The following is a 24727-nucleotide window of genomic DNA, read 5'->3' as shown; positions in this document are numbered from 1 at the left end:
GCCATTCTTCCTGATCCGCAGGATGCCGGGGCGCTCGGGTCACCCCGGCATCCTGCCTCGCGTCAGGCCGGGCGGTACGTCGGACGCAGCGACGGCGGGATCAGACCGTCGGGCAGCGGCTTGTCGTACGGCGTCACGGAGACGACGTCGGCGAACTCAGCCCGTGCGGCAGCCAGCAGTTCGGCGTCCGTGAGCAGGTCGACCGCGGTCGCCGCCATGACCTTCGCGCCGTGGATCATGCCCTTGTGGGCGGCGGGGGTCTTGCCCTGCGCCACCATCTGCCAGGAGTGCCCAGGGGTGCCGATGATCGCCGTGCCCGCCCCCATCTGGACGGTCGGGGTGACCCAGCTCACGTCACCGACATCGGTCGAGCCGGTCATCTGAGGGCGCAAGGCCGCCGGCGGCAGCGGCAGGACTCCGTCGAAGTACGCGGGGCTGTCCGATGGGATGCCGAGCTGTCGTTTCATCGCCTCGGCGGCGCCCTCGGGCAGGCCGGCGGCCAGGACGCGGCCGTAGGCCTGATCGGCCTCGTCGAATCCGACTCCGCCGAGATCCTCGAACACGGACTGCATGCGCTTCTCGAGGGTGACGTTGGGCAGCACCTCGGCGCAGGCGCCGTCGAACTCGATCTCCACCTCGGTCTCCGTCATCATCGCCGCGCCTTCAGCGACCTTCTTGACGCGCTCGTAGAGCGTGCGCATCCGGGCGACGGTGGGGGAGCGCACGATGTAGTACAGCTCGGCGGTCGGCTGGACGACGTTGGCCGATGTGCCTCCCGCGTCGATGAACGCGTAGTGGATGCGATCGGTATCGTCCATGTGCTCCCGGAGGAAGTTGACGCCGACGTTCATGAGTTCTGCGGCATCCAATGCGCTTCGGCCGTGCTGAGGGTTGGCACCCGCGTGGGCGGCCAGTCCGCGGAAGCGGAAGTAGGCCTGGGTGTAGGCCAGGGTCTTCCACTGCGCCGCGGATGCGAGCGGCATCGGGTGGTTCGTGACCGCTGCATCGACGTCGTCGAAGGCGCCGGCCGCGACCATGAACGTCTTGCCCGCCGCGCCCTCCTCCGCCGGGCAGCCGTAGTAGCGGACGGTTCCCGGCAGGCCGGCGGCCTCGAGATGCCTGGCAGTGGCGACGGCGGCCAGCAGGGATCCCGACCCCAGCAGGTTGTGGTGGCACCCGTGACCGGCAGCGCTGCCGCTGTCCGGATCCGGGGTCCGTTCGGTCGCACCGGCCGCCTGACTGAGACCTGCGAGGGCGTCGTACTCGCCGAGGAACCCGATGACGGGGGATCCGGCGCCCCATTCGGCGCTGAACGCCGTGGGGACACCGCCGGCGGCACGGGTGATCCGGCCGCCGAACTCCTCGGCGGCGGCGATCTGCTTGGCCATCGACGCGTGCTCTTCCCAGCGCAGCTCCGGCTCGGCCCAGATGTCGTCGCTGAGGCGGACGAACCGGGGGGCGAGGTCGTCGACGATCGGGGCGATCGCGGCGACGGTCGTTGTCGTTTCGGTGATCATGTGCGGTCCTCCAGGACTCGGGTTTTCAGGAGAGGTCTTCGGATGCGGGGGCGGTCTGCGGCTTCTTCCTCCCTGCGGGGATGATCAGCGCGAGGACGACCGTCGCGACGACGGAGATCGCGATGCCGAACAGCGCGACGACGGGGAACAGCGGGGTGAGGACGAGCTGGACCACGACGCCGACGACGACGGCGATCGTCAGGATCCGGAGGTTCGGATTCGACGAGATCATCTGCACGACCACGGCACCCATGACGGCCGGCAGCACGAAGGTCTGCACCTGGGTGATGATCTCCGGTGGGAGCAGCCGCAGCAGCATCGAACCGAAGAGCCCGACGAAGACGATCAGACTCACCAGGTGCGTCGCGGCGGCGCCGCAGATCGCGAGAACGGCGGCGAGCTGGCCGCGCTTCGTCTCCGGCTTGGCGCCGATCGCGGATTGCGCCACGATCGCTGCCGGTACGAGCTTGTTGCTGATGTTGCCGATCATGAACGCCTGGTACATGCTCGCGGCTCCCAGGATCGGGAAGTACGACAGCGGCTCGATGAACCACAGCACGCCGAACGCGAGGGCGATGGCCAGGACACCGGCGGCGACCGCCGAGACCTGGACGCCGAACTCGATCGCCAGCACGAGTGGGCCGGCGAGCATGAAGACGAGCGCGAGGATCATCGTGATGCGTCCCCACCGCGATGTCGTCGTATCGAACTGCTTCCAGGCTCCCGCGGTCAGGGGCGAGGTCGTCGGAGAAGTGGATGTCGACATGAGGGATGCTCCGCTCTGGTTCTCGGGGACGTTCACTGGATGCCTGCACTCGACACGAGGATTCCGACGCCGATCGCGACGATCATCGAGATGCCCAGAGCCCATTCCTTCAGCCAGTTCTGATGGAGCGCTTTGGCGATCCAGAGGCAGAGGAGCATCACGAGAGCGCTCGCGATCGCGACGATCGCCACGGCGAGGCCCTTCTGGAGCTGTTGGATGCCGAAGGTGCCGAACGCGCCGAGCAGCGCGGCGGTCGGGATGATCGCCATCGCCCCGCCTGTCGCGGCGGCCTGCTTGGCTTCCAGGCGGTCGGTGCCGCGCTTGAGGAGCGGGGTCACGATGAGCGTGACGAGCATCCATCCGGATCCCGCGAGCGCGATGCACAGCATCACGGTCGCGAAGACCTGCTGCGTGTAGCCCTCCCCGCCGAGCGTGACGCCCTGGGTGTCGGCGGCGATTCCTGCGGCGCCCACCTCGAACGCGGCCGAGCCGATCAGGCCGATGCGGGTGAGAACGCCGGGAGTGCCGAAGACGCTCAGCAGCGTGACGGCGATCAGCGCCACGGCCATGGAGGGGCCGATCGCGGCGACGGCGCCGGAGCGGAACGAGCGCTTCACGTCGGTTGCACTCATCTCGACGGCGGGCGCGACGCGTCGCGCCGCGCGGTAGTAGATGACGGTCTGCGCCGCGATGACGGCGAAGACGCCGGCCGCGCACAGCCACAGCACGGGCTGATTCGCCGCGAACAGGATGTCGGTGGAGTCCGGATCGAGGGCGATGGGGACGAAGGACACAGGCGGTCTCCTTGCGTAGAGCTGCCGAACCCCGGGCGGAGTTCCGCTTCCCCTCTGTCCGTTGTGCCTGAGAGCGTCGCGCTGTGCGCTTCCCCGTCGGCGGGCCCCGCGAGGCCTCTCTCCAGAGTTCCCCAGTCGCCGAGTCCTTCTGCCTGAGAGATTGGCGGGTGGCTTGCCCCTTCGGCGTCCGCATCGAGTGCGGATCTCTCCCCGGTGACTGTTCGGGCGTCGGTCGTCGGTGTACGACCGCCGTTCTTCGTGTTGTGTCTCAATAATGGACATCGTCCGATTACAGCGGAAGACCAATGCTGTTACGGCCCTGTAACGGTCAGATTATTTCTGACCGCCCGTTCAGTAACGGTTGATTAACGGGGACTGCCGCCGCGACGTCCACAGGCATACGCTCTGGTTATCACGACGCACTCGATGAGGAGTGCGGCGCTACCCGAGTACCCAGGAGGATACGAAGTGAAGCGAAACAGGAGCGCCCTCGCGGGCGCGGCGCTGCTCACAGCAGGCGTCATCGCACTGGCCGGATGCTCGTCGGGGGACAGCGGCGAGGGGACCGGCGGGGACGAGGGCTCCGGGGCGTCGACCGGCGTCGTCACGGTCCAGAACAACGAACCGCAGAACCCGCTGATCCCGGCCGTCACGAACGAGGTCGGCGGCGGTCTGGTGCTGCAGAACATCTTCGCCGGGCTGGTGTACTACGAAGCCGACGGTGCCATGGCGATGGACGTCGCCGAGTCCATCGAATCCGAGGACAACCAGAACTGGACCATCACGATCAAGGCCGACCAGACGTTCAGCGACGGTACGCCCGTCACTGCGGCTTCCTTCGTCGATGCGTGGCAGTACGCGGCATCGGATGCCGAGTTCGAGAACCAGTGGTGGTTCGGCAACTTCGCCGGCTACAACCCCGAGGCCGCGGGCGAGGAGGGCGCGCTCGCGCTGGAGGTCGTCGACGACACCTCGTTCACCGTCGAACTCGCCGCACCGCAGTCCGACTTCCCGATCACGCTCGGCTATCAGGTGTTCTCGCCGTTGCCCGAGTCGTTCTTCGATGACCCTGAGGCGTTCGGGGAGGCCCCCATCGGCAACGGCCCGTACAAGCTCGACAAGTGGGAGCACGACCAGGTGATCTCGCTCGTGCCGAACGAGACGTACGACGGTCCTCGTCAGCCGCAGAACGGTGGCGTCGATCTCGTCGTGTACGCCACGCAGGAGGCGGCGTACTCCGATCTGCTCGGTGACAACCTGGATGTGATCAACCCCAACGTGCCTCCGTCGGCGCTGGCCACCTACAAGGACGACCTCGGCGACCGTGCGGTCGATCAGGGCGCCGCGATCTGGGAGGGTCTGACGATCCCCGCCCGACTCGAGCACTTCGGAAACGACGAAGAGGGTCTGCTGCGCCGCCAGGCGATCTCGTACGCGATCGACCGCGAGCAGATCACCGATGTCATCTTCGAGGGGACGAGGACGCCGGCGGTGGACTACACGTCGCCGGTCATCGAAGGATGGTCCGACTCGATCCCCGGATCCGAGGTCACGCACGCCGACGCCGACAAGGCCAAGGACCTGTGGGCGCAGGCCGACGCGATCTCGCCGTGGAGCGGAACGTTCACCATCGCCTACAACGCCGACGGCGGACACCAGCCCTGGGTGGATGCAGTGGCCAACCAGCTGAAGAACACGCTGGGCATCGATGCGATCGGTCAGTCGTACCCCGACCTCGCGACGCTGCGCGAAGAGATCTCCAACCGCACGTTGAACGCTGCGACGCGCTCGGGGTGGCAGTTCGACTACCCGGGTGCGTACAACATCCTTGGTGCGCTGTTCATCACGGGCGCGGGGTCGAATGACGGCGACTACTCGAACCCGGAGTACGACACGCTGGTTCAGCAGGGCGCGACGGCGCCGTCCGTCGAAGAGGGCAATGCCCTGTTCGAGCAGGCCCAGGAGGTCCTCTTCCAGGACCTGCCCGTCCTGCCGCTCTGGTACCGATCGACCAATGCCGGTTACTCCACCGTGGTCGAGAACGTCGAGTACGGCTGGGACAGCTGGCCGATCATCTTCGAGATCACCAAGGAGTAGTGACACTCGGTTCCCGCCTGGGTCCGTGGTGCGGGGCGACGGTCATGCGTCGCCCCGCACCGCAGGACGCGCGTGCCTGATATGACTGCCTACATCCTCCGTCGCCTGCTCCAGGCGATCCCCGTGTTCCTCGGGGCCACGTTCCTGATCTATTCGATGGTCTTCCTGCTGCCCGGCGACCCGATTCTCGCCCTGTTCGGCGACAAGACGCCGACGCCCGCGCAGTACGCCGCGCTGCAGGAGCGCTTCCATCTGGATCAGCCATTCATCCAGCGCTACTTCATCTACCTCGGCGACCTGTTCCAGGGCGACCTCGGAACGACGTTCCGGGGGCAGAGCGTCAATGAGATCCTCGCGCGGACGTTCCCGGTGACGCTGCGCCTCGCGCTGCTCGCGGTACTGATCCAACTCGTCTTCGGCGTCACGATCGGGCTGATCGCCGGCCTTCGCAAGAACGGGATCATCGACCACGTCTCGATGCTGGTCAGTCTCGTGCTCATCTCGGTGCCCGTGTTCGTGCTCGCCTTCGTCGCGCAGTTCTTCCTCGGCATCCAACTCGGCTGGTTCCGCCCGACCGTGGGTCCTGGCGCGCCGTGGAGCGATCTGATACTTCCGGCGATCGTGCTCGCCGCCTTGAACTTCGCGTATGTGATCCGCCTCACGAGGGCCTCGGTGATCGAGACGCGGCAGCAGGACTTCGTGCGCATGGCCTATGGCAAGGGGCTGTCCGGCAGCCGGGTGATCCCGGTCCACGTGCTGCGCAACTCCCTCATCCCCGTCACGACGAACCTCGCGGCCGATTTCGGCATCCTGATCGTCGGCGCGACCGTCACCGAGGGCATCTTCAACGTCCCCGGTGTCGGCAACGAACTGTTCGAGGCCATCAACCGTCACGACGGGCCGGAGATCGTCTCGATCGTCACGATCCTCGTGGTGATCTATGTGCTCGTGAACCTGTTGATCGACCTTCTCTACGGCGTGCTCGACCCGAGGATCCGCTATGCCCGATAACACTCCGACCCACCGCATGCCGCATTTCGTCGCGGAGACCGACGAGGAGGGCATCGGCGCGGTCGATGCCGTGCGCGTCAGTGAACGCAAGAGCAATCTCTGGCTGGACGCCTGGCGCGACCTCCGTGGGCGGTGGATGTTCTGGGCCGCCGGTTTCATCGTCGTCGTGCTGACGATCATCGCGATCTTCCCGGGGCTGTTCGTCCAGATATCCCCGACCACGTGCAACCTCGACTACTCCAACGATCCGCCGACAGCCGGGCATCCGATGGGGTACGACTTCCAGGGATGCGACGTGTACTCGCGGGTCATCCACGGCACATCCACATCCCTCAGCGTCGGTGTCATCGTGACGATCATCATCGCCGTGCTCGGCATCGTCATCGGCGCGTTCGCCGGGTTCTTCGGCGGATGGGTCGACTCGCTGCTCATGCGCATCAGCGACATGTTCTTCGCGATCCCGTACATCCTCGCCGCGGTCGTGATCATGTCGATGTTCCTGGACAACCGGAACATCCTGGTGATCTCGCTCGCGATCGGCTTCTTCGCGTGGCCGGCGACCGCCCGCATCCTCCGATCGGAGATCCTGCGCGTGCGCTCCAACGATTTCGTCCTGGCCTCCGAAGCCCTCGGTGTCTCCCGGGTGCGCACGATGTTCACGCACGTGCTGCCGAACTCGATCGCGCCGGTGATCGTGGTGAGCACGGTGGGCCTCGCGGCCGCCATCACTGCGGAGGCCACGCTGTCGTTCCTCGGAGTAGGGCTCCCCGGAGACATCGTGTCGTGGGGTACCGACATCTCGAAGGCGCAGATCCGGCTGCGCACAGATCCGCTCCCGTTGATCTACCCATCCATCGCGCTGTCGCTCACGGTGCTGTCGTTCATCATGCTCGGTGAGACGGTACGCGACGCGCTCGACCCGAAGGCGAGGGCGCTGCGATGAGCCGCAACGAGCTGGAAGGACCGCTGCTCTCGGTCGAGAACCTCGAGGTCGCGTTCAAGACCCAGGACGGATACGTCCCCGCCGTCAGGGGCGTCAGCTTCGACATCTATCCGGGCGAGACGATGGCGATCGTCGGCGAATCAGGCTCGGGAAAGTCGACGACGGCGCACGCCCTGATCAACCTCCTCCCCGGAAGCGGTCGGATCACGGGCGGCTCTGTGCGTCTGCAGGGTCAGGAGCTCACGACGCTCGGTCGGTCAGGTATCGAGGACATCCGCGGCAAGCGGATCGGACTCGTGCCGCAGGACCCGATGAACAGCCTCAACCCCGTGCACCGGATCGGCTTCCAGGTCCAGGAGACGATCTTCGCGAACGGTCTCGCCTCGAGTCGTCGCGCGGCGCGCAAGAAGGCGATAGCCGTGCTGAACGAAGCGGGCCTCGCCGACGCCGAACGTCGGCTGCGGCAGTTCCCGCACGAGTTCTCCGGAGGCATGCGGCAGCGGGTGCTCATCGGAATCGGGCTGTCCTCAGATCCGGAGCTGCTCATCGCGGATGAGCCGACGAGCGCGCTCGACGTCACCGTCCAGAAGCGGATCCTCGACCACCTCGCCACGCTCACGGCGGAACGCAACACCGCGGTGCTGTTCATCACCCACGACCTCGGTCTCGCGGCCGAGCGGGCGGAGAACCTTCTGGTGATGCACCGTGGGCGGATCGTCGAATCCGGACCGGCTCTGGAGATCCTGCAGAATCCTCGGCATCCGTACACGCAGCGACTGGTCGCAGCCGCTCCCAGTCTGGCATCCAAGCGGATCCAGACGGGAGCGAAGAGCGCGGCCTCCACGCTCCCGGACGACCTGGATCTCGCTGCTCTCGCGCCCTCGGCGGAGCCGACGGCGCATGCGCCGACCGCGATCGAGTTCGCCGATGTCACCAAGGTCTACCGGATCCGAGGAACGGGCCTCCGCTCCCAGCCGTTCACCGCGGTGGACGGCATCTCGCTCTCCGTGCCGAAGGGGTCGACGATGGCGATCGTCGGCGAATCCGGTTCCGGGAAGTCGACGGCGGCGAAGCTGCTGCTGCGCCTGGAACCGAAGACGTCGGGGACGATCCGTGTGAACGGCCGCGACGTCGATGAGCTCGATCGCCGCGAGTTGCAGGCGCTGCGCCGACAGATGCAACCGGTGTTCCAGGATCCGTACGGGTCGTTGGATCCGCTGCACAACATCGGCAACACCGTCGCCGAGCCGCTGCGGGTGCACCGTGTCGGAGACGCGGCGTCGCGTCGAGCACGCGTGCTCGAAGTGCTCGACCAGGTGGCGCTTCCCTCGAGCGTCGTCGACCGGTATCCGAACGAACTCTCGGGCGGACAGCGGCAGCGAGTCGCGATCGCGCGAGCGCTGGCACTCAAGCCCGAGATCGTGGTGCTCGACGAGGCGGTCTCGGCACTCGACGTCCTCGTGCAGGCACAGGTGCTCGAACTGCTCGCTCAGTTGCAATCGGACCTCGATCTGACCTACCTGTTCATCACGCACGATCTCGCGGTCGTGCGCGTGATCGCCGATCGCGTCTGCGTCATGGAGCAGGGCAGGATCGTCGAGCACGGCACAGTGGACGAGATCTTCGCCAACCCGCGGGAGGAGTACACGCGGCGACTGCTCGACGCGATCCCCGGCGCGGCGATCACTCTCGGGCAGGGGACGAGCTGATCACGACGGCAGCCCGAACAGTGCGGGCCATGTCGCCGCCGCCCACGGGTAGCCGACGAACACGCTCGCGTCGATGAGGAAGTGCGCGACGAGAAACGGCAGCAGACGCCCCGAGCGCGAGAACAGCCAGCCGAACAGCAGCCCCATCGCGAGGTTCCCGACGAATGCGCCCGGCCCCTGGTACAGGTGGTAGCTGGCCCTGAGCACGCTCGTCGCGACGATGATCGCCCACGGTCCCCAGCCCAGCTGTCTGAGGCGCGCGAACAGGTAGCCGAGGACGACGAACTCCTCCTGGATCGACGCGCGCGCGGCGGACAGCAGCAGGATCGGCACGGTCCACCAGTGCGCGTCCAGCCCCGTGGGGTCGACCGCGACGAACCAGCCCAGCATCCGGCCGACGAGGTAGAGCGCGAGACCGGGGATGCCGATGGCGAGTACGAGCAGGATGCCGCGCCCGGTGTCGCGGGGGATGCGCGTGCCGTCCAGTCCCAGCCGGCCCAGATGAGGGCGGGAGCTCTGCCACAGCAGGAAGCAGACGAGCACGACCGGAACCAGCGAGAACCCGATCGAGAGCACCTGATAGATGAAGTCGAAGATCTCGCGGTCGCTGCGCGACGGGTTGAGCGTCGCGGTCTGGTCGGCGAGCGGCGTGGTGTCCGTCAGCCGGTAGGCGAGCTGCACGATCGCGTAGATCGCGGACTGCCCCAGCCCCAGCGCCAGCACGATCGCGATCTCCCACCACAGGCGCGTGCGGGATGCCGGGGGAGTCGTCACCCGACGATCGTATGCCGCACAGTGAGGCTTCAGCGAGCGTGCGATATCCTGAAGAGTCGGCATCCCGGCGCATCCCACATTCTTCTGAGGACTCCTTCATGGCGCACGCCCTCCGCTCCGACCTCCGCAACGTCGCCATCGTGGCGCACGTGGACCACGGCAAGACCACTCTGGTCGATGCCATGCTCCGTCAGACCGGCTCCTTCGGCGAGCACGCGCACGTCGACGAACGTGCGATGGACTCGAACGATCTCGAACGCGAGAAGGGCATCACGATCCTCGCGAAGAACACCGCGATCACGTACAACGGCGTTCACACCGAGGTTCCCGTCACGATCAACGTGATCGACACCCCCGGCCACGCCGACTTCGGTGGAGAGGTCGAGCGCGGTCTGTCCATGGTCGACGGCGTCGTCCTGCTCGTCGACGCCTCCGAGGGCCCGCTGCCGCAGACCCGCTTCGTGCTGCGCAAGGCGCTCGAGGCGAAGCTGCCCGTCATCCTTCTGGTCAACAAGACCGACCGTCCGGACGCGCGCATCGCCGAGGTCGAGGAAGAGGCGCACGACCTGCTCCTGGGCCTCGCTTCGGACCTCGTCGACGACGTGCCCGACCTCGACGTCGACGCACTGCTCGACGTGCCCGTCGTCTACGCGTCCGGTCGTGCCGGTGCGGCATCCCTCACCCGTCCCGCTGACGGATCGCTGCCCGACAACGACGACCTCGAGCCGCTGTTCGAGGCGATCCTGCAGCACGTGCCGGCTCCGTCGTACGACGACGAGGCTCCGCTGCAGGCGTGGGTCACCAACCTCGACTCCAGCCCGTTCCTCGGCCGCCTCGCGCTGCTGCGCGTGTTCAACGGCACGCTGAAGAAGGGCCAGACCGTCGCCTGGGTGCGCTCGGACGGCACGACCAGCAACGCCCGTATCACCGAGCTGCTGAAGACCCGCGCCCTCGAGCGCTACCCCGCCGAGGAGGCCGGCCCCGGCGACATCGTCGCCATCGCCGGTTTCGAGAACATCACCATCGGCGAGACGATCGCCGACCCGGAGGATGTCCGTCCGCTCCCGGCCATCACGGTCGACGACCCGGCGATCTCGATGACGATCGGCACCAACACGTCGCCGCTGATGGGCAAGGTCAAGGGCCACAAGCTCACCGCGCGCATGGTCAAGGACCGCCTCGACAAGGAGCTCATCGGCAACGTCTCGCTCAAGGTCGTCGACATCGGACGCCCCGACGCATGGGAGGTCCAGGGTCGAGGCGAGCTCGCGCTGGCCATCCTCGTCGAGAACATGCGCCGCGAGGGCTTCGAGCTCACGGTCGGCAAGCCGCAGGTGGTCACCAAGAAGGTCGACGGCAAGACGTACGAGCCCTTCGAGCACCTGACGATCGACACGCCGGAGGAGCACCTCGGCGCGATCACCCAGCTGCTCGCGAACCGCAAGGGCCGCATGGAGAACATGACGAACCACGGCACCGGCTGGGTGCGCATGGAGTTCATCGTTCCGTCGCGCGGTCTCATCGGCTTCCGCAGCGAGTTCCTCACCACGACCCGCGGCACCGGCATCGCGAACGCGATCTCGCACGGCTACGAGCCCTGGGCCGGCCAGATCACGACGCGTCAGAACGGATCGATCGTCGCCGACCGCCAGGGCGTCGTCACGCCGTTCGCCATGATCGCCCTGCAGGAGCGCATGTCGTTCTTCGTGCAGCCCACGCAGGAGGTCTACGAGGGCATGGTCATCGGCGAGAACTCGCGTGCCGACGACATGGACGTGAACATCACCAAGGAGAAGAAGCTCACCAACATGCGTGCGGCGAGCTCCGACACCTTCGAGTCGATGACGCCGCCGCGCCAGCTGACGCTCGAGGAGAGCCTCGAGTTCGCCCGCGACGACGAATGCGTCGAGGTCACGCCCGAGGTCGTCCGCATCCGCAAGGTCATCCTCGACCAGACGATCCGCGGCCGCGAGACCTCGCGCCTGAAGCGCCAGGACGCCAACGCCTGAACTTCTGACACGCCCCCGGCGGCCGAGCGATCGGTTGTCGGGGGCGTCGTCGTACCTACGCGGCATCCCTCGAAGATAACGAACTCATAACATACTTTCCCGGGAGCCGTCGGCGACGATTCCCGGGGAAAACCCACGGTGCATCCAGGTGCATGAATGGTTTCGCCCAGGTGGGCTGGCCAGACTCGGTGTTCGTGCCCGGGAAACGGCTCCCGATGAACCGCCCTGCATGGGGTCCGGGCCGACGACGACCCGAAAGTCGAACCCTTCATGCTGCATTCCCCGAACACCCGTGCGTCCGCGCGCGCCGCGACGATGGCGCACGCGCACGCCGATGTCACCTCCCGCCACCCGCTCGTGCTCGGCATCGCGCTGGGCGCCGTGCTGAGCGTCGCGATCACGGCGGGCACCGCCTCCTCGGCCGCTGCCGCCGTCGACGCGCACTCCGATGCCATCGCATCGCTGACGACAGTGACCGCCGCCGGTCCCAGCGGCCCCGCGACGGGTGCCGTCGCGATGGCGCTGCCACTCGCCGACATCACGGAAGACGCGCAGGTCGCCGTCACGACCGCGCAGGCGGCCGTCGCGGATGCCGCGGCCCTCACCGCCGAGGTGGCGGCGTCCGGCCTGACGCTCGACGCTACGACGACGACCACGGCGATCGACACCTCGGCGCTGGAGGCCGACATCGCAGACCTCGCGGTCGCGGTCGACGTCGACGTCGACACAGCCGAGCCCGCCTCCGACGCGACAGCGGTCGACGCCGCGACCGCGACTCCGACGGATGCTGCGCCTGCTGACGCCGCTGCTCCCGCGGAGACCGCGGCTCCCGCGACGGCAGCCGGGTTCGCGGCGGCCGCCGCCGAGGCGGAATCCGACGAGAAGGCCCCGCTCGAGCTGGTGCTGGAAACTGCAGACATCACCGCCGATGCCACTGCCATGGCGACCGCGACGGCGACCCTGCGTGCAGCGCTCACCGCGGCGCAGCAGGCGGCGGCCGAGAAGAAGGCAGCCGAAGAGCGTGCTGCCGCTGCCGCAGCCGCTGCGAACACGCCGGAAGGCGCGAAGGCGAGCGCCCGCACGATGGCCGCCGATCGGTACGGGTGGGGCGACGGCGAGTTCTCCTGCCTGGAGTCGCTGTGGAACAAGGAATCCGGCTGGAACTACAAGGCCTACAACCCGTCGGGTGCGACCGGCATCCCGCAGTCGCTGCCCGGCGACAAGATGGCCAGCGCCGGGGCGGACTGGCGAACCAACGCCACGACGCAGATCGCCTGGGGCCTCGGCTACATCGACAGCGTCTACGGTTCGCCGTGCGCCGCGTGGGGACACTCGCAGGCCACGAACTGGTACTGATCGACCGTTCATCCTAGGGGCGGTCCACCCGCCCCTAGGATGATGGGATGACGACCGAGAGCTCCCGTGAAGTCTGGCGGGAGGGCCTCGGAGTCGCCCTTGCGACCAGCGCGTACGGCATCTCGTTCGGAGCGCTGGCGGTCGCTGCGGGCCTCGACGTCTGGCAGACCTGCGTCCTGAGCCTCGTCATGTTCACCGGCGGATCGCAATTCGCCTTCATCGGCGTGCTCGCCTCCGGCGGCATCTCGGCGCTGCCGTCCGCGATCGCATCGGCGGCGCTGCTCGGGGTGCGCAACGTCGCCTACGGCATGCGCATGTCGCCGATCATCGGGCGGGGCTTCTGGCGACGCGCGGCCGCTGCGCACTTCACGATCGACGAGTCGACCGCCGTCGCGATCTCGCAGTCCGATCCGCGACTGAGCCGGGTCGGCTTCTGGGTCACCGGCATCGGCATCTTCCTCGGCTGGAACGTCATGACCCTCGTCGGCGCGCTGCTCGGCGACGTTCTGGGGGATCCGAAGACCTGGGGTCTGGATGCCGCGGCCGCCGCCGCGTTCCTCGCACTGCTCTGGCCGCGGCTGAAGCGGCGGCAGGCGGTCGCCGTCGGTGTCGCGGCAGCCGTCGTCGCGGCATCCGTCACGCCGTGGCTCATGCCGGGCATCCCCGTGCTGCTGGCCGCCGTCGTCGCGATCGTCGTCGGCTGGTTCAACTGGCTCGGACGGGATGCCGTGAGGGATGCCGAGGCGCAGCCATGAGCATCTGGAGCGCGGTGCTCCTGGCCGCATGCATCTGCGTCGCGCTGAAGGCGTTCGGCTACCTCATCCCGGCGCACGTGCTTGCCGCCCCACGGCCGGCTCGGATCTCTGACCTGCTCACCGTCGCTCTGCTGGCGGCGCTCGTGGCCGTGCAGACGCTCGGCGACGGACAGTCCATCGTCGTGGATGCGCGAGTCCCCGCCGTGCTGGTCGCCGCCGTGCTGCTGTGGCTGCGCCAGTCGTTCCTCGTGGTCGTGTTCGCCGCGGCGGCCGTCGCTGCGCTGCTGCGATGGGCGGGTTGGGCGGCGTGAGCCCAGCGGCACCGGAACACGGCGCCAGTAGACTCACGGGGTGAACACCTGGCTCTCCCGCATCCTCTCCTGGGCCGCCGCGGCCGTCGTCGGCGGCGTGTACGGAATCGCGGGGACCATCGCGCACAGTCTGACCTGGGGGCCGGTCCCGGTCGGACTGATCGTCGCCGCGATCGCCTGCGCCGCTCTGCTCGTGGCGATTCGCGCGCTCACGCACGATCGCGCCTCGACACTGGCCGCCGGACTCGGGATGCTGGGGATGGTGACGCTCATCTCGGGCGTCGGCCCCGGCGGCTCCGTCGTCGTCGCCGACACGATCTGGGGGCGGGTGTGGATCTACCTCGTCGCAGGTCTCGTCCTGCTCGCCGTGGCGTGGCCGCGGTTCTCCCGACCGCAGGCGGCGGCAATCGTCCCGGCGACTCCGGCGCCGGTGGAAGCGCCGCCCATCGTGACCTCGGTTCCCGGCGTTCGGGAGGAGCGCGCCTCCGACGGGACGTAGACTGGGGGAGTGACGTACGTGATCGCTCTGCCCTGTGTCGATGTGAAGGATCGTGCCTGCATCGACGAGTGTCCCGTGGACTGCATCTACGAGGGCGAACGCTCGCTCTACATCCACCCGGACGAGTGCGTGGACTGCGGGGCGTGCGAACCCGTGTGCCCCGTCGAGGCGATCTACTACGAGGACGACCTCCCCGAGGAGTGGGCCGACTACTACAAGGCCAACGTCGAGTTCTTCGAGGAGATCGGCTCCCCAGGCGGGGCCGCCAAGGTCGGCGTCTACGACTTCGACCACCCGATCATCGCCGCGCTCCCCCCGCAGGGGGAGTGAGGGTGTCGGTCCGCGATCTCGCCGACTATCCCTGGGACGCGGTCGTTCCGTTCCGCGAGCGCGCAGCTCAGCATCCCGGCGGCCTGGTCGACCTCTCGGTCGGCTCGCCGGTCGACCCGACGCCGGACATCATCCGCGTGGCCCTCGCCGAGGCGACGGATGCGCACGCCTACCCGCAGACGGTCGGCACCCCGAATCTGCGCGAGGCGATCGTGGACTGGTACGCGCGCCGACGCGGTGTGCCGGATCTGACCGTCGACAACGTCCTGCCGACCATCGGCTCGAAGGAGCTCGTCGCCCTGCTGCCGACGCTGCTCGGACTCGGCGAAGGCGACATCGTCGTGCACCCGACGGTCGCGTATCCCACCTACGAGGTGGGCGCGCGCGTCGTCGGTGCGACTCCGGTGCGCGCCGATGATCCCGCCGACTGGCCCGACGGCACCAAGCTCATCTGGATCAACACCCCGGGCAACCCCGACGGACGCACCTGGACCGTCGACGAACTGGCGGCGGCGGTGCGCCGCGCGCGCGAGCTCGGCGCTGTCATCGCGAGCGACGAGTGCTATGCGGAACTCGGCTGGGACGGCCCCTGGGCGACCGAGCCGATCCCGTCCGTGCTCGACCCGCGCGTGACAGGAGGCAGCCGGGCGAACCTGCTGAGCGTGTACTCGCTGAGCAAGCAGTCCAACCTCGCCGGGTACCGCGCGGCGTTCGTCGCCGGGTGCGCGCGCATCGTCGCCGACCTGCTCACTGCACGCAAGCACCTGGGGCTCATGCCGCCGGCGCCCGTGCAGCACGCCATGGCCGTGGCGCTGGGCGACGACGCGCACGTCGCGGCTCAGAAGGCGTTGTACCGCGAACGGCGCGACCTGCTCGTGCCGGCCGTCGCAGCCGCCGGGTTCCGCATCGACGGTTCCGAGGCGGGGCTGTATCTGTGGGTGACCGAGGGCCGTGACGCCTGGGAGTCGATGGCGCGCCTGGCCGATCTCGGCATCCTCGCGGGGCCGGGGCCGTTCTACGGCGAGAGCTCGACCCAGCACATCCGCCTGGCTCTCACGGCCCCCGCCGAGCGGGTCGCCGAGGCCGCGCGACGGCTGCTCGCCGCGGGTCTGTAGATATCGGCATCCCGGACGTGCATCTCTTGGCGGATGTCACAGTAGGCCGGAGTGCGCACTAGGCTGTAAAGGCGATTCGGTCGAGATCTGCCCCGGCGCACGACGCCGTGAATCGACGAGCAAGACCAACACGGTCGACACAGACGTAAGAGGAGGCCCGCGTGAGCGCGACGGGAGACCAGCAGGTGAAGGCGACGCTTTCGATCGACGGAACCACAGCAGAGTTCCCGGTGGTGCGCGGCACGAGCGGCAACGACAGCATCGACTTCTCGACGCTGACCCGCCAGACCGGCTATACGGGCCTGGACTACGGATTCGTGAACACGGCGTCGACGAAGTCGGCGATCACGTTCATCGACGGCGACCAGGGCATCCTCCGCTACCGCGGCTACCCGATCGAGGAGATCGCGAAGAACTGCAACTACCTCGAGGTGGCCTGGCTGCTCATCTACGGCGAACTGCCGTCGCCGGATGAACTGGCCGACTTCGACGAGCGCATCCGCCGACACACGCTGCTGCACGAGGATCTCAAGCACTTCTTCTCGGCCCTGCCGCACACGGCGCACCCCATGTCGGTGCTGTCGTCGGCCGTCGCTGCGCTGTCCACGTACTACGAGGGACAGACCGACCCGAACAACCCGGAGCACGTCGAGCTGAACATGGTCCGCATGCTCGCGAAGCTGCCGGTCATCGCCGCCTACGCGCACAAGAAGAGCGTCGGCCAGGCCTTCCTCTACCCGGACAACTCGCTCAGCTTCGTCGACAACTTCCTCAAGCTGAACTTCGGCGTGCACAGCGAGCCGTACGAGGTCAACCCGGTGATGTCGAAGGCGCTCGAACTGCTGCTGATCCTGCACGAGGACCACGAGCAGAACGCCTCCACCTCGACAGTGCGCCTGGTCGGCTCGACCGGCGCCAACCAGTTCGCGTCGATCTCCGCCGGCATCCAGGCGCTCTCCGGGCCCCTGCACGGCGGGGCGAACGAAGCGGTGCTGACGATGCTCGGACAGATCCGCGAGTCGGGTCAGAGCGTGCAGCGCTTCGTCGAGCGGGTCAAGAACAAGGAAGACGGCGTGAAGCTCATGGGCTTCGGTCACCGCGTCTACAAGAACTACGACCCGCGCGCGAAGCTCGTCAAGAACGCCGCCGATGAGGTGCTCGCCTCGCTCGGCGTCAGCGACCCGCTGCTGGACCTCGCCAAGGAGCTCGAGGAGATCGCCCTCGCGGACGACTACTTCGTTGAGCGCCGTCTGTACCCCAACGTCGACTTCTACACCGGCGTGATCTACAAGGCGATGGGCTTTCCCACGCGCATGTTCACGGTGCTGTTCGCGATCGGCCGTCTTCCGGGCTGGCTGGCGCAGTGGCGCGAGCTGAACCTCGACCCGCAGACCAAGATCGGTCGCCCGCAGCAGCTGTACACGGGAGCACCGGAGCGCTCGTTCCCGACGCGCTGACGCGCGAGATCCTACGCGAGAGCTGCTTTCCTCCTGGGGAGCGGCTCTTTCGCGTTTCGGCTGTGTGCTCCGGTCGCAGTTCGTGCCGTTATGCAGGTCGGCCGGCGCACTCCGGTCGCGATTCATGCCGCTTCGCGGACGCGTGAGCGGCGCGAACTGCGACCGCAGTTGCGCGGCGGAGTCGGTGAGCGGCACGAACTGCGACCGGAACCGGTGGGGTGAGGCCGGAGGAAGGGCGACAGGAGAAGCGAAAAGGCCGCTTCCCAGGAGGGAAGCGGCCTTTTCGCGTCATGGCGTCAGGCGCGCGGGGCGCCGGACGGGCGCTGCGAGCGACGGCGCTGGCTGCTGCGCTGCTGACCGGATGCCGGGGCGTGCGAGCCGCTCTCGCTTGAATAGCGGGACACGGAGCCGCCGCGGGGGACGTCGCTGCGTGCGGAGCCGGATGCGGCGCCGCGGCCGCCCTGGCTGCGGCCGCCCGAGCGCGAGCCGGACTGCTTCTGGCCGCCGCGCTGGCCGCCCTGCGACTGCCCTCCGCGTGACCCGCCGCCCTGCGGCTTGCGCTGACCGCCGCCCTGCGTCTGCTGCTGCACGGGTGCCGGCTTGACGTACGCGGCGCGATCGCCGACGAGGTCGTCGACGATGTCGCTCGTGACCGGCTCCAGCGCAGCGTCGATCTGCGCCTTTCGCAGCAGATCCTTCACGTCGCGGCGCTGCTCGGGCAGCACGACCGTGACGACGGTTCCCGCAGCGCCGGCGCGAGCGGTGCGCCCGGAGCGGTGCAGGTACGCCTTGTGCTCGACGGGCGGGTCGACGTGCACCACGAGGTCCACGTTGTCGACGTGGACACCGCGCGCGGCGACGTCGGTCGCGACGAGGACGCGGACGCCGCCGTCGGCCGGGTCGGACGAGAACGCGGCGAGGTTGCGCTCGCGGGCGTTCTGCGACAGGTTGCCGTGCAGGTCGACCGCGGGGATGCCGGCTGCGGTGAGCGCCTTGGCGAGCTTCTTCGCCTGGTGCTTGGTGCGCGTGAAGAGGATGCGACGGCCGAGGCCGGATGCCAGTTCGTTGACGAGCGTCTTCTTGCGCTCGGCATCGGCGAGCAGCACGCGGTGGGTCATCTCGCCCACCGGGACGCTGGCCTCATCGACCTCGTGGCTGACCGGCTTCACGAGGAAGCGGCGCGCGAGCGAGTCGATGCCGCGGTCCAGCGTCGCGCTGAACAGCAGGCGCTGGCCGCCCGCAGGCGTCGCCGTGAGGATGCGGGTGACACCGGGCAGGAAGCCCAGGTCGGCCATGTGGTCGGCCTCGTCGAGGACGGCGATCTCGACGGCATCCATGAAGGCGATCTTCTGCTTCATGAGGTCTTCGAGCCGGCCGGGGCAGGCGACGATGATGTCGACGCCGCTGCGCAGCGCCTGCTCCTGCGGACGCTGGCTGACGCCGCCGAAGATCGTGGCGACCGTGAGGCCGGCGGCCTTCGCCAGCGGCGCCACAGTCGCGGCGATCTGCGTGGCCAGTTCGCGGGTCGGCGCGAGCACGAGGCCGCGCGGGTGTCCGGGGCGGGTGCGCTTGTCGGAGGCGGACAGACGGGCGACGAGGGGGAGGGCGAAGGCGATCGTCTTGCCGCTGCCGGTGCGTCCGCGGCCGAGCAGGTCGCGTCCGGCGAGCGAGTCGGGGAGGGTGTCGCGCTGGATCGCGAACGCCTCGGTCTTGCCCTCGGCGGCCAGAACGGCTGCGAGAGGCGCGGGGACGCCGAGTTCGAGGAAAGTAGGCATAGTGGTGCTCCATCGGCGCGCGAGTGTGCGCGCATAGTGGGTGTGAGGTGGGCGAGGGCGCAAGAGCTGCGCACCGGTTCGCCGTTCGAAACGCCAGCCGGAAGCTGGAGCGGATCAGTTCGCTTCGGTCCTCAGAGACCCGTGACGACGACGCAGTCACCCGAAGGCAACCTCACAAGCCTACCAGCAGTGGCATGCCCCGCGGCGCATGCGAACCGGATCAGGCGTGCAGTGCCTCGTTCAGAGTCACGCCGACGCCCGCGCGCTGCTTGGCCTCGATGGCGCCGGTGACCGAGTTGCGCCAGAACAGGATGCCGTCGCGGCCGCTGAGCTCCGCCGCCTTGACGGTCTTCCTGCCCCCGTCGGCGGTCTTCGGGCCGTCCGCCAGCACGACCTTGGAACCCGCGGTCACGTACAGGCCGGCCTCGACGACGCAATCATCGCCGAGCGCGATGCCGATGCCGGCGTTCGCGCCGAGCAGCGAACGCTCGCCGATCGAGACGCGCACCGTGCCACCGCCCGACAGGGTGCCCATGATCGACGCGCCCGCACCGATGTCGCTGTTCGCACCGACGACGACACCCTGCGAGATGCGGCCCTCGACCATCACGGGCCCGAGCGTGCCGGCGTTGAAGTTCACGAAGCCCTCGTGCATGACGGTGGTGCCGGGGGACAGGTGCGCGCCGAGCCGCACGCGGGAGGCGTCAGCGATGCGGACCCCTTCGGGGAGGACGTAATCCGTCAGTCGCGGGAACTTGTCGAGTCCCTGCACCTGGATCCCGTTGCGCTGCAGCAGCGGACGCAACCGGGCGGCGTCGGCGGGCAGCATGGGGCCGGCGGAGGTCCAGGCGTTGTTCGGGAGGTGCCCGAAGACGCCGTCCAGGTTCAGGTCGTTCGGCTGGACGAGCAGGCGCGACAACGCGTGCAGACGCAGGTAGGCGTCGGCGGTCGACGCCGGCGCCTCGTCGAGGTCGATCTGCAGCTGCACCAGCTCGGTGCGGACGTTGCGCCGCTCATCGGCCTCGGCCAGCGCGTCACAGGTCGCGACGGCGGCGACGGCATCCGCGGCATCCAGCGCACCGAACCCGACCTCCGGGTACCAGGCGTCCAGCACCGTGCCGTCGTGTGCGATCGTGGACAGTCCGACACCCCATACCGTGCGCGCATTGCTCATGGGACAACGCTACCGTGCCCACCAGCGGGCCCCACGACACGTGTCGCTCGCGTGCGCCGTAGGCTGAGGGCATGGCACTCGACCTCTCCGCGTCCGCGCTCGACATCACCAGGACGATCTGCGACATGCCCAGCGTCTCGGGTGCCGAGGCCGATCTCGCCGACGCGATCGAGGCGGCGGTCCGACCTCTCGCGCACCTCGAGGTGATCCGGCACGGCAATACGATCGTCGCGCGCACGGATCTGGGGCGCGCGCAGCGCGTCGTGATCGCCGGGCACATCGACACCGTGCCCATCAATGACAACGTGCCCACCCGGGACGTCGACATCGACGGCGAACCGCACCTCTGGGGCCGCGGCACGGTCGACATGAAGGCCGGGGTCGGCGTGCAGCTCAAGCTCGCCGCCGAGCTGACGGACCCCGTCGTCGACATCACCTGGATGTGGTACGACAACGAAGAGGTCGCGGCGACGCTGAACGGACTCAATCTGCTCTCGAAAGACCGGCCGGACCTGTTCCAGGCGGACTTCGCGATCCTGGGCGAGCCGTCCAACGGACAGGTCGAAGGCGGCTGCAACGGCACCCTGCGAGCCGTCGTGCGCACGCACGGGATGCGCGCTCACAGTGCGCGCGCGTGGGTGGGCGAGAACGCGATCCACGGAGCGGCTCCGATCCTCGCCCGTCTGGCCGAGTACCGCGCCAAGGAGGTCGCCGTCGAAGGCCTGGTCTATCGCGAGAGCCTCAGCGCTGTGCGCATCACGGGCGGCGTCGCCGGAAACGTCATCCCGGACCTGTGCGAGGTCGAGGTCAACTACCGTTTCGCGCCGAGCAAGTCCGCAGAGGACGCCGCCGCCCACGTGCGCAAGGTGCTCGCCGGATTCGAGGTCGAGGTCACGGATGCCGCCGAGGGCGCCCGCCCGGGTCTGGATGCCCCGATCGCTCAGCAGTTCGTCGCCGCGGTCGGCGCGGAGCCGCGCCCGAAGTACGGCTGGACCGATGTCGCGCGCTTCTCCGCTCTCGGAGTCCCGGCTGTGAACTACGGTCCAGGTGATCCGCTGCTCGCGCACCACGACGAGGAGCGCGTGCCCACTGCCCAGATCGACGCCGTCGAGCGCGGCCTGCGCGCGTGGCTGACCGGGTCCTGACGCCGGCCAGGCGCTGGGCGCAGGCCCCGATCGCCGCGCGCATCGCGGCGATCTACATCGCCGCGCGCCTCGCTACGACGGGTCTGCTCGCTCTTGCGGCGATGCTGTCCGGTCCGTCGTCGCGCTACGGAGCGGAAGCCGGGATCGCCGACTTCGTGATCGGCTGGGACGCGCAGTGGTACTGGCTGGTGGCTGTCGACGGATATCCGGCCGACCTGCCGCGCACGGAAGCAGGCGAGGTCGCCGAGAACGGCTGGGCGTTCATGCCGGTCTACGCGTACGCCGCGAAGATCGTCGGCCTGCCTCTGGGATCGTGGGGCGCCGGAGCACTGGTGATCTCGCTCGTCGCCGGCTACTTCGCCTGCATCGCACTGCACCGTCTGCTGCACGAGCGCATCGGATCCGCCGCCGCGCTGTGGGCGGTCGCGTTCTTCGCCTCCGGCCCCCTGGCCGCACTGTTCCAGGTGGGCTACGCCGAGGCGCTGTTCGTCATGATGCTGCTGTTCGCGATCGATGCCGTGCAGCGGCGGCGCTACGGCATCCTGTACGTCCTCATCCCTCTGATGGCGTTCACCCGTCCGGGGATCCTCGCGTTCGCCCTGTTCCTGGGGCTGCACGGGATCGTGCGCTGGGTGCGCCGTGCCCGTGAGCCGCTGGCCGGGCGGGAGATCGTGCACATCATCGCGCTGGGGGCGCTCGCGACGGTCACGGGCTTCGCCTGGCAGGCGATCGCCGGCATCGTCACCGGCGACGCCGGGTCGTATCTCGCGACCGAGTTGGCCTGGCGGCGCGCATGGGGCATGGGGGAATCCGGCTTCGTGCCGTTCCAGGGCTGGATCGAGGCGGCATCCTTCTGGTTCGCCCAGTGGGGGATGCCGGGTTGGTGGGGCTTGATCGCGCTGGCGATGCTGGTCGCGGCACTCGTCGCCGCGCTGCTGTTCGCACCGTCGGTCCGCCGGCTCGGCGTGGACGTCCGGCTGTGGAGTGCCAGCTACCTGCTGTATCTGCTCGCGGTCTTCTTCCCGCAGTCGTCCACGTTCCGGCTGCTCATGCCTCTCAGCCCGTTGTGGGGTGCGGTCGTTCCTCGACGGCTCCGCTACCGGATGGCGGTGCTGATGCTGTGCGTCATCGGCCAGTGGGTGTGGATCTATCACGTGTACGCCCTGGGGAACACGTTCTGGCAGGTTCCGTGACATCGTTCATGACGGATTCTTCTCAGCGCGGACACAGGGTCGCGGGGCTACCGATAAACTTGTTCCATACCACCGAGGAAAAGGAGCCACGATGGCAGCGATGAAGCCGAGGACTGGAGACGGACCCATGGAGGCCGTCAAGGAGGGGCGCCTCATCATCGTGCGTGTTCCGCTCGAAGGCGGCGGCCGTCTGGTCGTCTCCGTGAACGACGCCGAAGCGAAGGAGCTTCACGACGTGCTCGCAGCCGTCGTGAGCGCCTGAGTCCTCTTCCCGTCATCCAGCGGGACGCGAAAGGGCGGCGGATCCTCGGATCCGCCGCCCTTTCCGTGTCCGCGGGTCAGTCCGCCTCGGTGACGCTGATCAGCTGCAGCAGCCCCTCGCCGGAAGACGAGATCGACGCCAGCACGGCCTGGGACTGCTGGGTCTCCTGGATGAGCGACCGGTAGGCGGCCGTGACCGCGTCGCGCTGCACCGGATCGGCGACCTTGCCGCCGACGAGGATGCGGGGAACCAGGACGATGCCGCCGGTGCGCACGAGTCGCAGTCCGTGCTCGACGTACTCGATGACGTTGTCGGGATCTGCATCGACGAGAACGATGTCGTAGGAGCCCTCGTTCATCCGCGGCAGCACATCGGCGGCACGGCCGGTGATGAAACGGGCGCGGGTGGTGGGGATGCGCGCATCGGCGAACGCCTGCCGGGCGGCTGCGAGGTGCTCAGGCTCGTTGTCGATCGAGGTGAGCACGGCGTGGGGTGCGCCGCGCAGCAGCCAGAGACCCGAGACGCCGGCGCCCGTGCCGATCTCGACGATGGTCCTGGCGTTCACAGCGGCCGCGAGCACGGCGTACTGCGCGCCGACGAGGGCGCTGATGGGCGCCGCTCCGATCTCATCCGCGCGGCTCCGGGCGCGGGCGATGGAGTCCGGCTCCGCCGTGGCTTCGCGGATGTATCGTGCGTTGGCGTCGTGCTCGCTCATGACTTCTCCCGTACAGCTCGTTCCCCCCTTCAGATTAGGCGCATGCCGCGTTCTCGGCGGACAGGCGCGGCGAGGTAGCCTTGACGCATGGGGTTCGGACTCGACTTCGAGAAGCTGCTGGTGATCGGGCTGATCGCCGTGCTGCTGATCGGCCCTGAACGGCTGCCGCACTACGCCGAGCAGTTCGCGAAGCTCGTGCGCCGCGGTGGCGAACTGCTTCGCGACACCAAGAGCCGTGTGCAGGAGGAGATGGGGCCGGACGTCGCCGACGTCGACTGGCGCAAGCTCGACCCGCGCCAGTACGACCCCCGCCGCATCATCCGCGACGCGCTGTTCGAGGATGCCGCGCCCGCACCGATCGCGCCGTCGGCCGCCGCTGCTGCGACGGCGGCGAAAGTCGCCGCGACGCCCGTCGATCCGGTCGTGCCGCGGGTCACTCCCGTGTTCACGCGGACGAGTCCGCCGCCCTACGACCCCGAATCGACCTGACCGGATCGGGTCGAGCACTCAGCCGATCTTCGTCCGCAGCCGCTCGATGTCGGCATCCGACACCACGGCGCGCGGGAGCGCCGTCATCGCCGAGGTGTCGCGCAACTGGAACATGACCGCATCGCGGCCCGCCTTCATGCTGCGCAGGCCGGAGAACGCGATGCGCGAGGTGCCGCGTGCGCTCTCCACGCGCAGCTCGGTCTCGCCGACCCGGACGGACACGCTCGTCCCCTCGGGCATCGTGGTGGTGAGTGAGCGTCGCACGCTCACCACGGTGAAGAGGACGTACAGCACCACGAGCCCGGCGAACAGCGCGGGCATGACGACGAGGCGACCGGCCTGAGACGGAGCGGCGGACAGGGCTGTGACGAACGGGACCAGCGACCACAGCAGACCGACGCCGAGCAGCACCCAGACGACGATCGAGAGCGGCCGGGTGAGCAGGAAGATCGTCGCGTCACGGGACATGCGGGTCAGCAGATCGCGGTCGACCTGGACGAATCGGGGTGCATCGGTCACCAGGACATTCTC

General features: G+C 68.5%; 24 protein-coding genes and 1 riboswitch. Of the genes, 16 read left to right on the top strand and 8 right to left on the bottom strand.

Features of this window, described 5'->3' with window-relative positions; genetic code table 11:
- Positions 1–62 precede the first annotated feature (62 nt).
- The 3 genes from M2317_RS02820 to M2317_RS02810 are packed head-to-tail and all read right to left on the bottom strand — an operon-like array spanning position 63 to position 3077.
- Positions 63–1517 (bottom strand): amidohydrolase, encoded by a 1455-nt coding sequence (locus M2317_RS02820; protein ID WP_429457110.1) that lies wholly within the window; start codon positions 1515–1517, stop codon positions 63–65.
- A 25-nt stretch (positions 1518–1542) separates the two neighbouring features.
- Entirely contained in the window at positions 1543–2283 is a 741-nt protein-coding gene (locus M2317_RS02815) for a hypothetical protein (RefSeq protein ID WP_429457108.1), read from the bottom strand.
- A 32-nt stretch (positions 2284–2315) separates the two neighbouring features.
- A complete protein-coding gene (locus M2317_RS02810; protein ID WP_429457106.1) occupies positions 2316–3077 on the bottom strand; it encodes a DUF5058 family protein in 762 nt (253 codons plus the stop codon).
- Positions 3078–3207: 130 nt separating this feature from the next.
- A riboswitch (glycine riboswitch) is annotated at positions 3208–3299 on the bottom strand.
- Between the two features lie 246 nt (positions 3300–3545).
- On the opposite strand from M2317_RS02810, the gene M2317_RS02805 reads away from it, so the two are divergent.
- The 4 genes from M2317_RS02805 (at position 3546) to M2317_RS02790 (ending at position 8837) form a co-directional block, all read left to right on the top strand.
- A complete protein-coding gene (locus M2317_RS02805) occupies positions 3546–5174 on the top strand; it encodes a peptide ABC transporter substrate-binding protein (RefSeq protein ID WP_429457104.1) in 1629 nt (542 codons plus the stop codon).
- Positions 5175–5255: 81 nt separating this feature from the next.
- Entirely contained in the window at positions 5256–6185 is a 930-nt protein-coding gene (locus tag M2317_RS02800) for an ABC transporter permease (RefSeq protein WP_429457102.1), read from the top strand.
- Positions 6175–7128, top strand: a complete 954-nt coding sequence (locus tag M2317_RS02795; protein ID WP_429457100.1) for an ABC transporter permease — start codon at positions 6175–6177, stop codon at positions 7126–7128. The genes M2317_RS02800 and M2317_RS02795 overlap by 11 nt, the downstream gene beginning before the upstream one ends.
- Positions 7125–8837 carry an ABC transporter ATP-binding protein gene (locus M2317_RS02790; protein ID WP_429457098.1) on the top strand — a complete coding sequence of 571 codons (1713 nt, stop codon included), beginning with the start codon at positions 7125–7127 and terminating at the stop codon, positions 8835–8837. Before M2317_RS02795 ends, M2317_RS02790 begins: the two co-directional genes overlap by 4 nt.
- Here M2317_RS02790 and M2317_RS02785 read toward each other — a convergent pair whose 3' ends face one another.
- Positions 8838–9611 carry a CPBP family intramembrane glutamic endopeptidase gene (locus M2317_RS02785; RefSeq protein WP_429457096.1) on the bottom strand — a complete coding sequence of 258 codons (774 nt, stop codon included), beginning with the start codon at positions 9609–9611 and terminating at the stop codon, positions 8838–8840. It abuts the gene before it with no gap.
- 98 nt (positions 9612–9709) lie between these two features.
- Between M2317_RS02785 and typA the strand changes: the two genes are divergently transcribed.
- The 8 genes from typA to M2317_RS02745 all read left to right on the top strand — a co-directional run bounded on the left by typA (position 9710) and on the right by M2317_RS02745 (position 17443).
- A complete protein-coding gene (gene typA / locus M2317_RS02780) occupies positions 9710–11620 on the top strand; it encodes a translational GTPase TypA (RefSeq protein WP_429457094.1) in 1911 nt (636 codons plus the stop codon).
- Between the two features lie 270 nt (positions 11621–11890).
- Positions 11891–12976, top strand: a complete 1086-nt coding sequence (locus M2317_RS02775; protein WP_429457092.1) for a phospholipase — start codon at positions 11891–11893, stop codon at positions 12974–12976.
- Positions 12977–13023: 47 nt separating this feature from the next.
- Entirely contained in the window at positions 13024–13731 is a 708-nt protein-coding gene (locus tag M2317_RS02770) for an AzlC family ABC transporter permease (RefSeq protein ID WP_429457090.1), read from the top strand.
- On the top strand, positions 13728–14042 hold the full coding sequence (locus tag M2317_RS02765; protein ID WP_429457088.1) for an AzlD domain-containing protein: 315 nt from the start codon (positions 13728–13730) through the stop codon (positions 14040–14042). Before M2317_RS02770 ends, M2317_RS02765 begins: the two co-directional genes overlap by 4 nt.
- Positions 14043–14082: 40 nt before the next feature.
- Positions 14083–14541 carry a histidinol dehydrogenase gene (locus M2317_RS02760; protein ID WP_429457086.1) on the top strand — a complete coding sequence of 153 codons (459 nt, stop codon included), beginning with the start codon at positions 14083–14085 and terminating at the stop codon, positions 14539–14541.
- 9 nt (positions 14542–14550) lie between these two features.
- The gene (gene fdxA / locus M2317_RS02755) at positions 14551–14871 is read left to right on the top strand and encodes a ferredoxin (protein ID WP_264157310.1); all 321 of its coding nucleotides are present in this window, start codon (positions 14551–14553) and stop codon (positions 14869–14871) included.
- 2 nt (positions 14872–14873) lie between these two features.
- Positions 14874–15986 carry a succinyldiaminopimelate transaminase gene (dapC, locus tag M2317_RS02750; protein ID WP_429457083.1) on the top strand — a complete coding sequence of 371 codons (1113 nt, stop codon included), beginning with the start codon at positions 14874–14876 and terminating at the stop codon, positions 15984–15986.
- 161 nt (positions 15987–16147) lie between these two features.
- Positions 16148–17443: a citrate synthase gene (locus M2317_RS02745; RefSeq protein ID WP_429457081.1), complete on the top strand. Its 1296-nt coding sequence runs from the start codon at positions 16148–16150 to the stop codon at positions 17441–17443.
- Positions 17444–17739: 296 nt separating this feature from the next.
- Here the strand turns inward: M2317_RS02745 and M2317_RS02740 are convergent, their stop codons facing one another.
- Positions 17740–19218, bottom strand: a complete 1479-nt coding sequence (locus M2317_RS02740) for a DEAD/DEAH box helicase (protein ID WP_429457079.1) — start codon at positions 19216–19218, stop codon at positions 17740–17742.
- Between the two features lie 220 nt (positions 19219–19438).
- Positions 19439–20392 (bottom strand): 2,3,4,5-tetrahydropyridine-2,6-dicarboxylate N-succinyltransferase, encoded by a 954-nt coding sequence (gene dapD / locus M2317_RS02735; RefSeq protein ID WP_429457077.1) that lies wholly within the window; start codon positions 20390–20392, stop codon positions 19439–19441.
- A gap of 71 nt (positions 20393–20463) precedes the next feature.
- On the opposite strand from dapD, the gene dapE reads away from it, so the two are divergent.
- The 3 genes from dapE (at position 20464) to M2317_RS02720 (ending at position 22992) form a co-directional block, all read left to right on the top strand.
- Positions 20464–21537 carry a succinyl-diaminopimelate desuccinylase gene (dapE, locus tag M2317_RS02730; protein ID WP_429457074.1) on the top strand — a complete coding sequence of 358 codons (1074 nt, stop codon included), beginning with the start codon at positions 20464–20466 and terminating at the stop codon, positions 21535–21537.
- Positions 21519–22730 carry a hypothetical protein gene (locus M2317_RS02725; protein WP_429457072.1) on the top strand — a complete coding sequence of 404 codons (1212 nt, stop codon included), beginning with the start codon at positions 21519–21521 and terminating at the stop codon, positions 22728–22730. The genes dapE and M2317_RS02725 overlap by 19 nt, the downstream gene beginning before the upstream one ends.
- A gap of 91 nt (positions 22731–22821) precedes the next feature.
- The gene (locus M2317_RS02720; protein WP_099197008.1) at positions 22822–22992 is read left to right on the top strand and encodes a DUF3117 domain-containing protein; all 171 of its coding nucleotides are present in this window, start codon (positions 22822–22824) and stop codon (positions 22990–22992) included.
- A 76-nt stretch (positions 22993–23068) separates the two neighbouring features.
- Here M2317_RS02720 and M2317_RS02715 read toward each other — a convergent pair whose 3' ends face one another.
- On the bottom strand, positions 23069–23707 hold the full coding sequence (locus M2317_RS02715) for an O-methyltransferase (protein WP_429457070.1): 639 nt from the start codon (positions 23705–23707) through the stop codon (positions 23069–23071).
- A gap of 87 nt (positions 23708–23794) precedes the next feature.
- On the opposite strand from M2317_RS02715, the gene M2317_RS02710 reads away from it, so the two are divergent.
- Positions 23795–24196, top strand: a complete 402-nt coding sequence (locus M2317_RS02710) for a Sec-independent protein translocase TatB (protein ID WP_429457068.1) — start codon at positions 23795–23797, stop codon at positions 24194–24196.
- A gap of 18 nt (positions 24197–24214) precedes the next feature.
- On the opposite strand, the gene M2317_RS02705 is transcribed toward M2317_RS02710, so the two are convergent.
- A complete protein-coding gene (locus M2317_RS02705) occupies positions 24215–24715 on the bottom strand; it encodes a YcxB family protein (protein WP_429457066.1) in 501 nt (166 codons plus the stop codon).
- Positions 24716–24727: the final 12 nt, after the last annotated feature.

The sequence above is a fragment of the Microbacterium sp. ZKA21 genome (assembly GCF_050434165.1).
Taxonomy (GTDB): Bacteria; Actinomycetota; Actinomycetes; order Actinomycetales; family Microbacteriaceae; genus Microbacterium.
Note: the sequence above shows the minus strand (reverse complement) of the source record. Positions and strands in the feature narration are given on the sequence as shown.

Excerpts from the sequence above, each read along its gene's own strand:
- typA (WP_429457094.1), top strand. The coding sequence starts at position 9,710 with ATGGCGCACGCCCTCCGCTCCGACCTCCGCAACGTCGCCATCGTGGCG.
- M2317_RS02715 (WP_429457070.1), bottom strand. The coding sequence starts at position 23,707 with ATGAGCGAGCACGACGCCAACGCACGATACATCCGCGAAGCCACGGCG.
- M2317_RS02815 (WP_429457108.1), bottom strand. The coding sequence starts at position 2,283 with ATGTCGACATCCACTTCTCCGACGACCTCGCCCCTGACCGCGGGAGCC.
- dapE (WP_429457074.1), top strand. The coding sequence starts at position 20,464 with ATGGCACTCGACCTCTCCGCGTCCGCGCTCGACATCACCAGGACGATC.
- M2317_RS02800 (WP_429457102.1), top strand. The coding sequence starts at position 5,256 with ATGACTGCCTACATCCTCCGTCGCCTGCTCCAGGCGATCCCCGTGTTC.
- M2317_RS02710 (WP_429457068.1), top strand. The coding sequence starts at position 23,795 with ATGGGGTTCGGACTCGACTTCGAGAAGCTGCTGGTGATCGGGCTGATC.
- dapD (WP_429457077.1), bottom strand. The coding sequence starts at position 20,392 with ATGAGCAATGCGCGCACGGTATGGGGTGTCGGACTGTCCACGATCGCA.
- M2317_RS02720 (WP_099197008.1), top strand. The coding sequence starts at position 22,822 with ATGGCAGCGATGAAGCCGAGGACTGGAGACGGACCCATGGAGGCCGTC.
- M2317_RS02740 (WP_429457079.1), bottom strand. The coding sequence starts at position 19,218 with ATGCCTACTTTCCTCGAACTCGGCGTCCCCGCGCCTCTCGCAGCCGTT.
- M2317_RS02790 (WP_429457098.1), top strand. The coding sequence starts at position 7,125 with ATGAGCCGCAACGAGCTGGAAGGACCGCTGCTCTCGGTCGAGAACCTC.
- M2317_RS02775 (WP_429457092.1), top strand. The coding sequence starts at position 11,891 with ATGCTGCATTCCCCGAACACCCGTGCGTCCGCGCGCGCCGCGACGATG.
- M2317_RS02770 (WP_429457090.1), top strand. The coding sequence starts at position 13,024 with ATGACGACCGAGAGCTCCCGTGAAGTCTGGCGGGAGGGCCTCGGAGTC.
- M2317_RS02765 (WP_429457088.1), top strand. The coding sequence starts at position 13,728 with ATGAGCATCTGGAGCGCGGTGCTCCTGGCCGCATGCATCTGCGTCGCG.
- M2317_RS02795 (WP_429457100.1), top strand. The coding sequence starts at position 6,175 with ATGCCCGATAACACTCCGACCCACCGCATGCCGCATTTCGTCGCGGAG.
- M2317_RS02820 (WP_429457110.1), bottom strand. The coding sequence starts at position 1,517 with ATGATCACCGAAACGACAACGACCGTCGCCGCGATCGCCCCGATCGTC.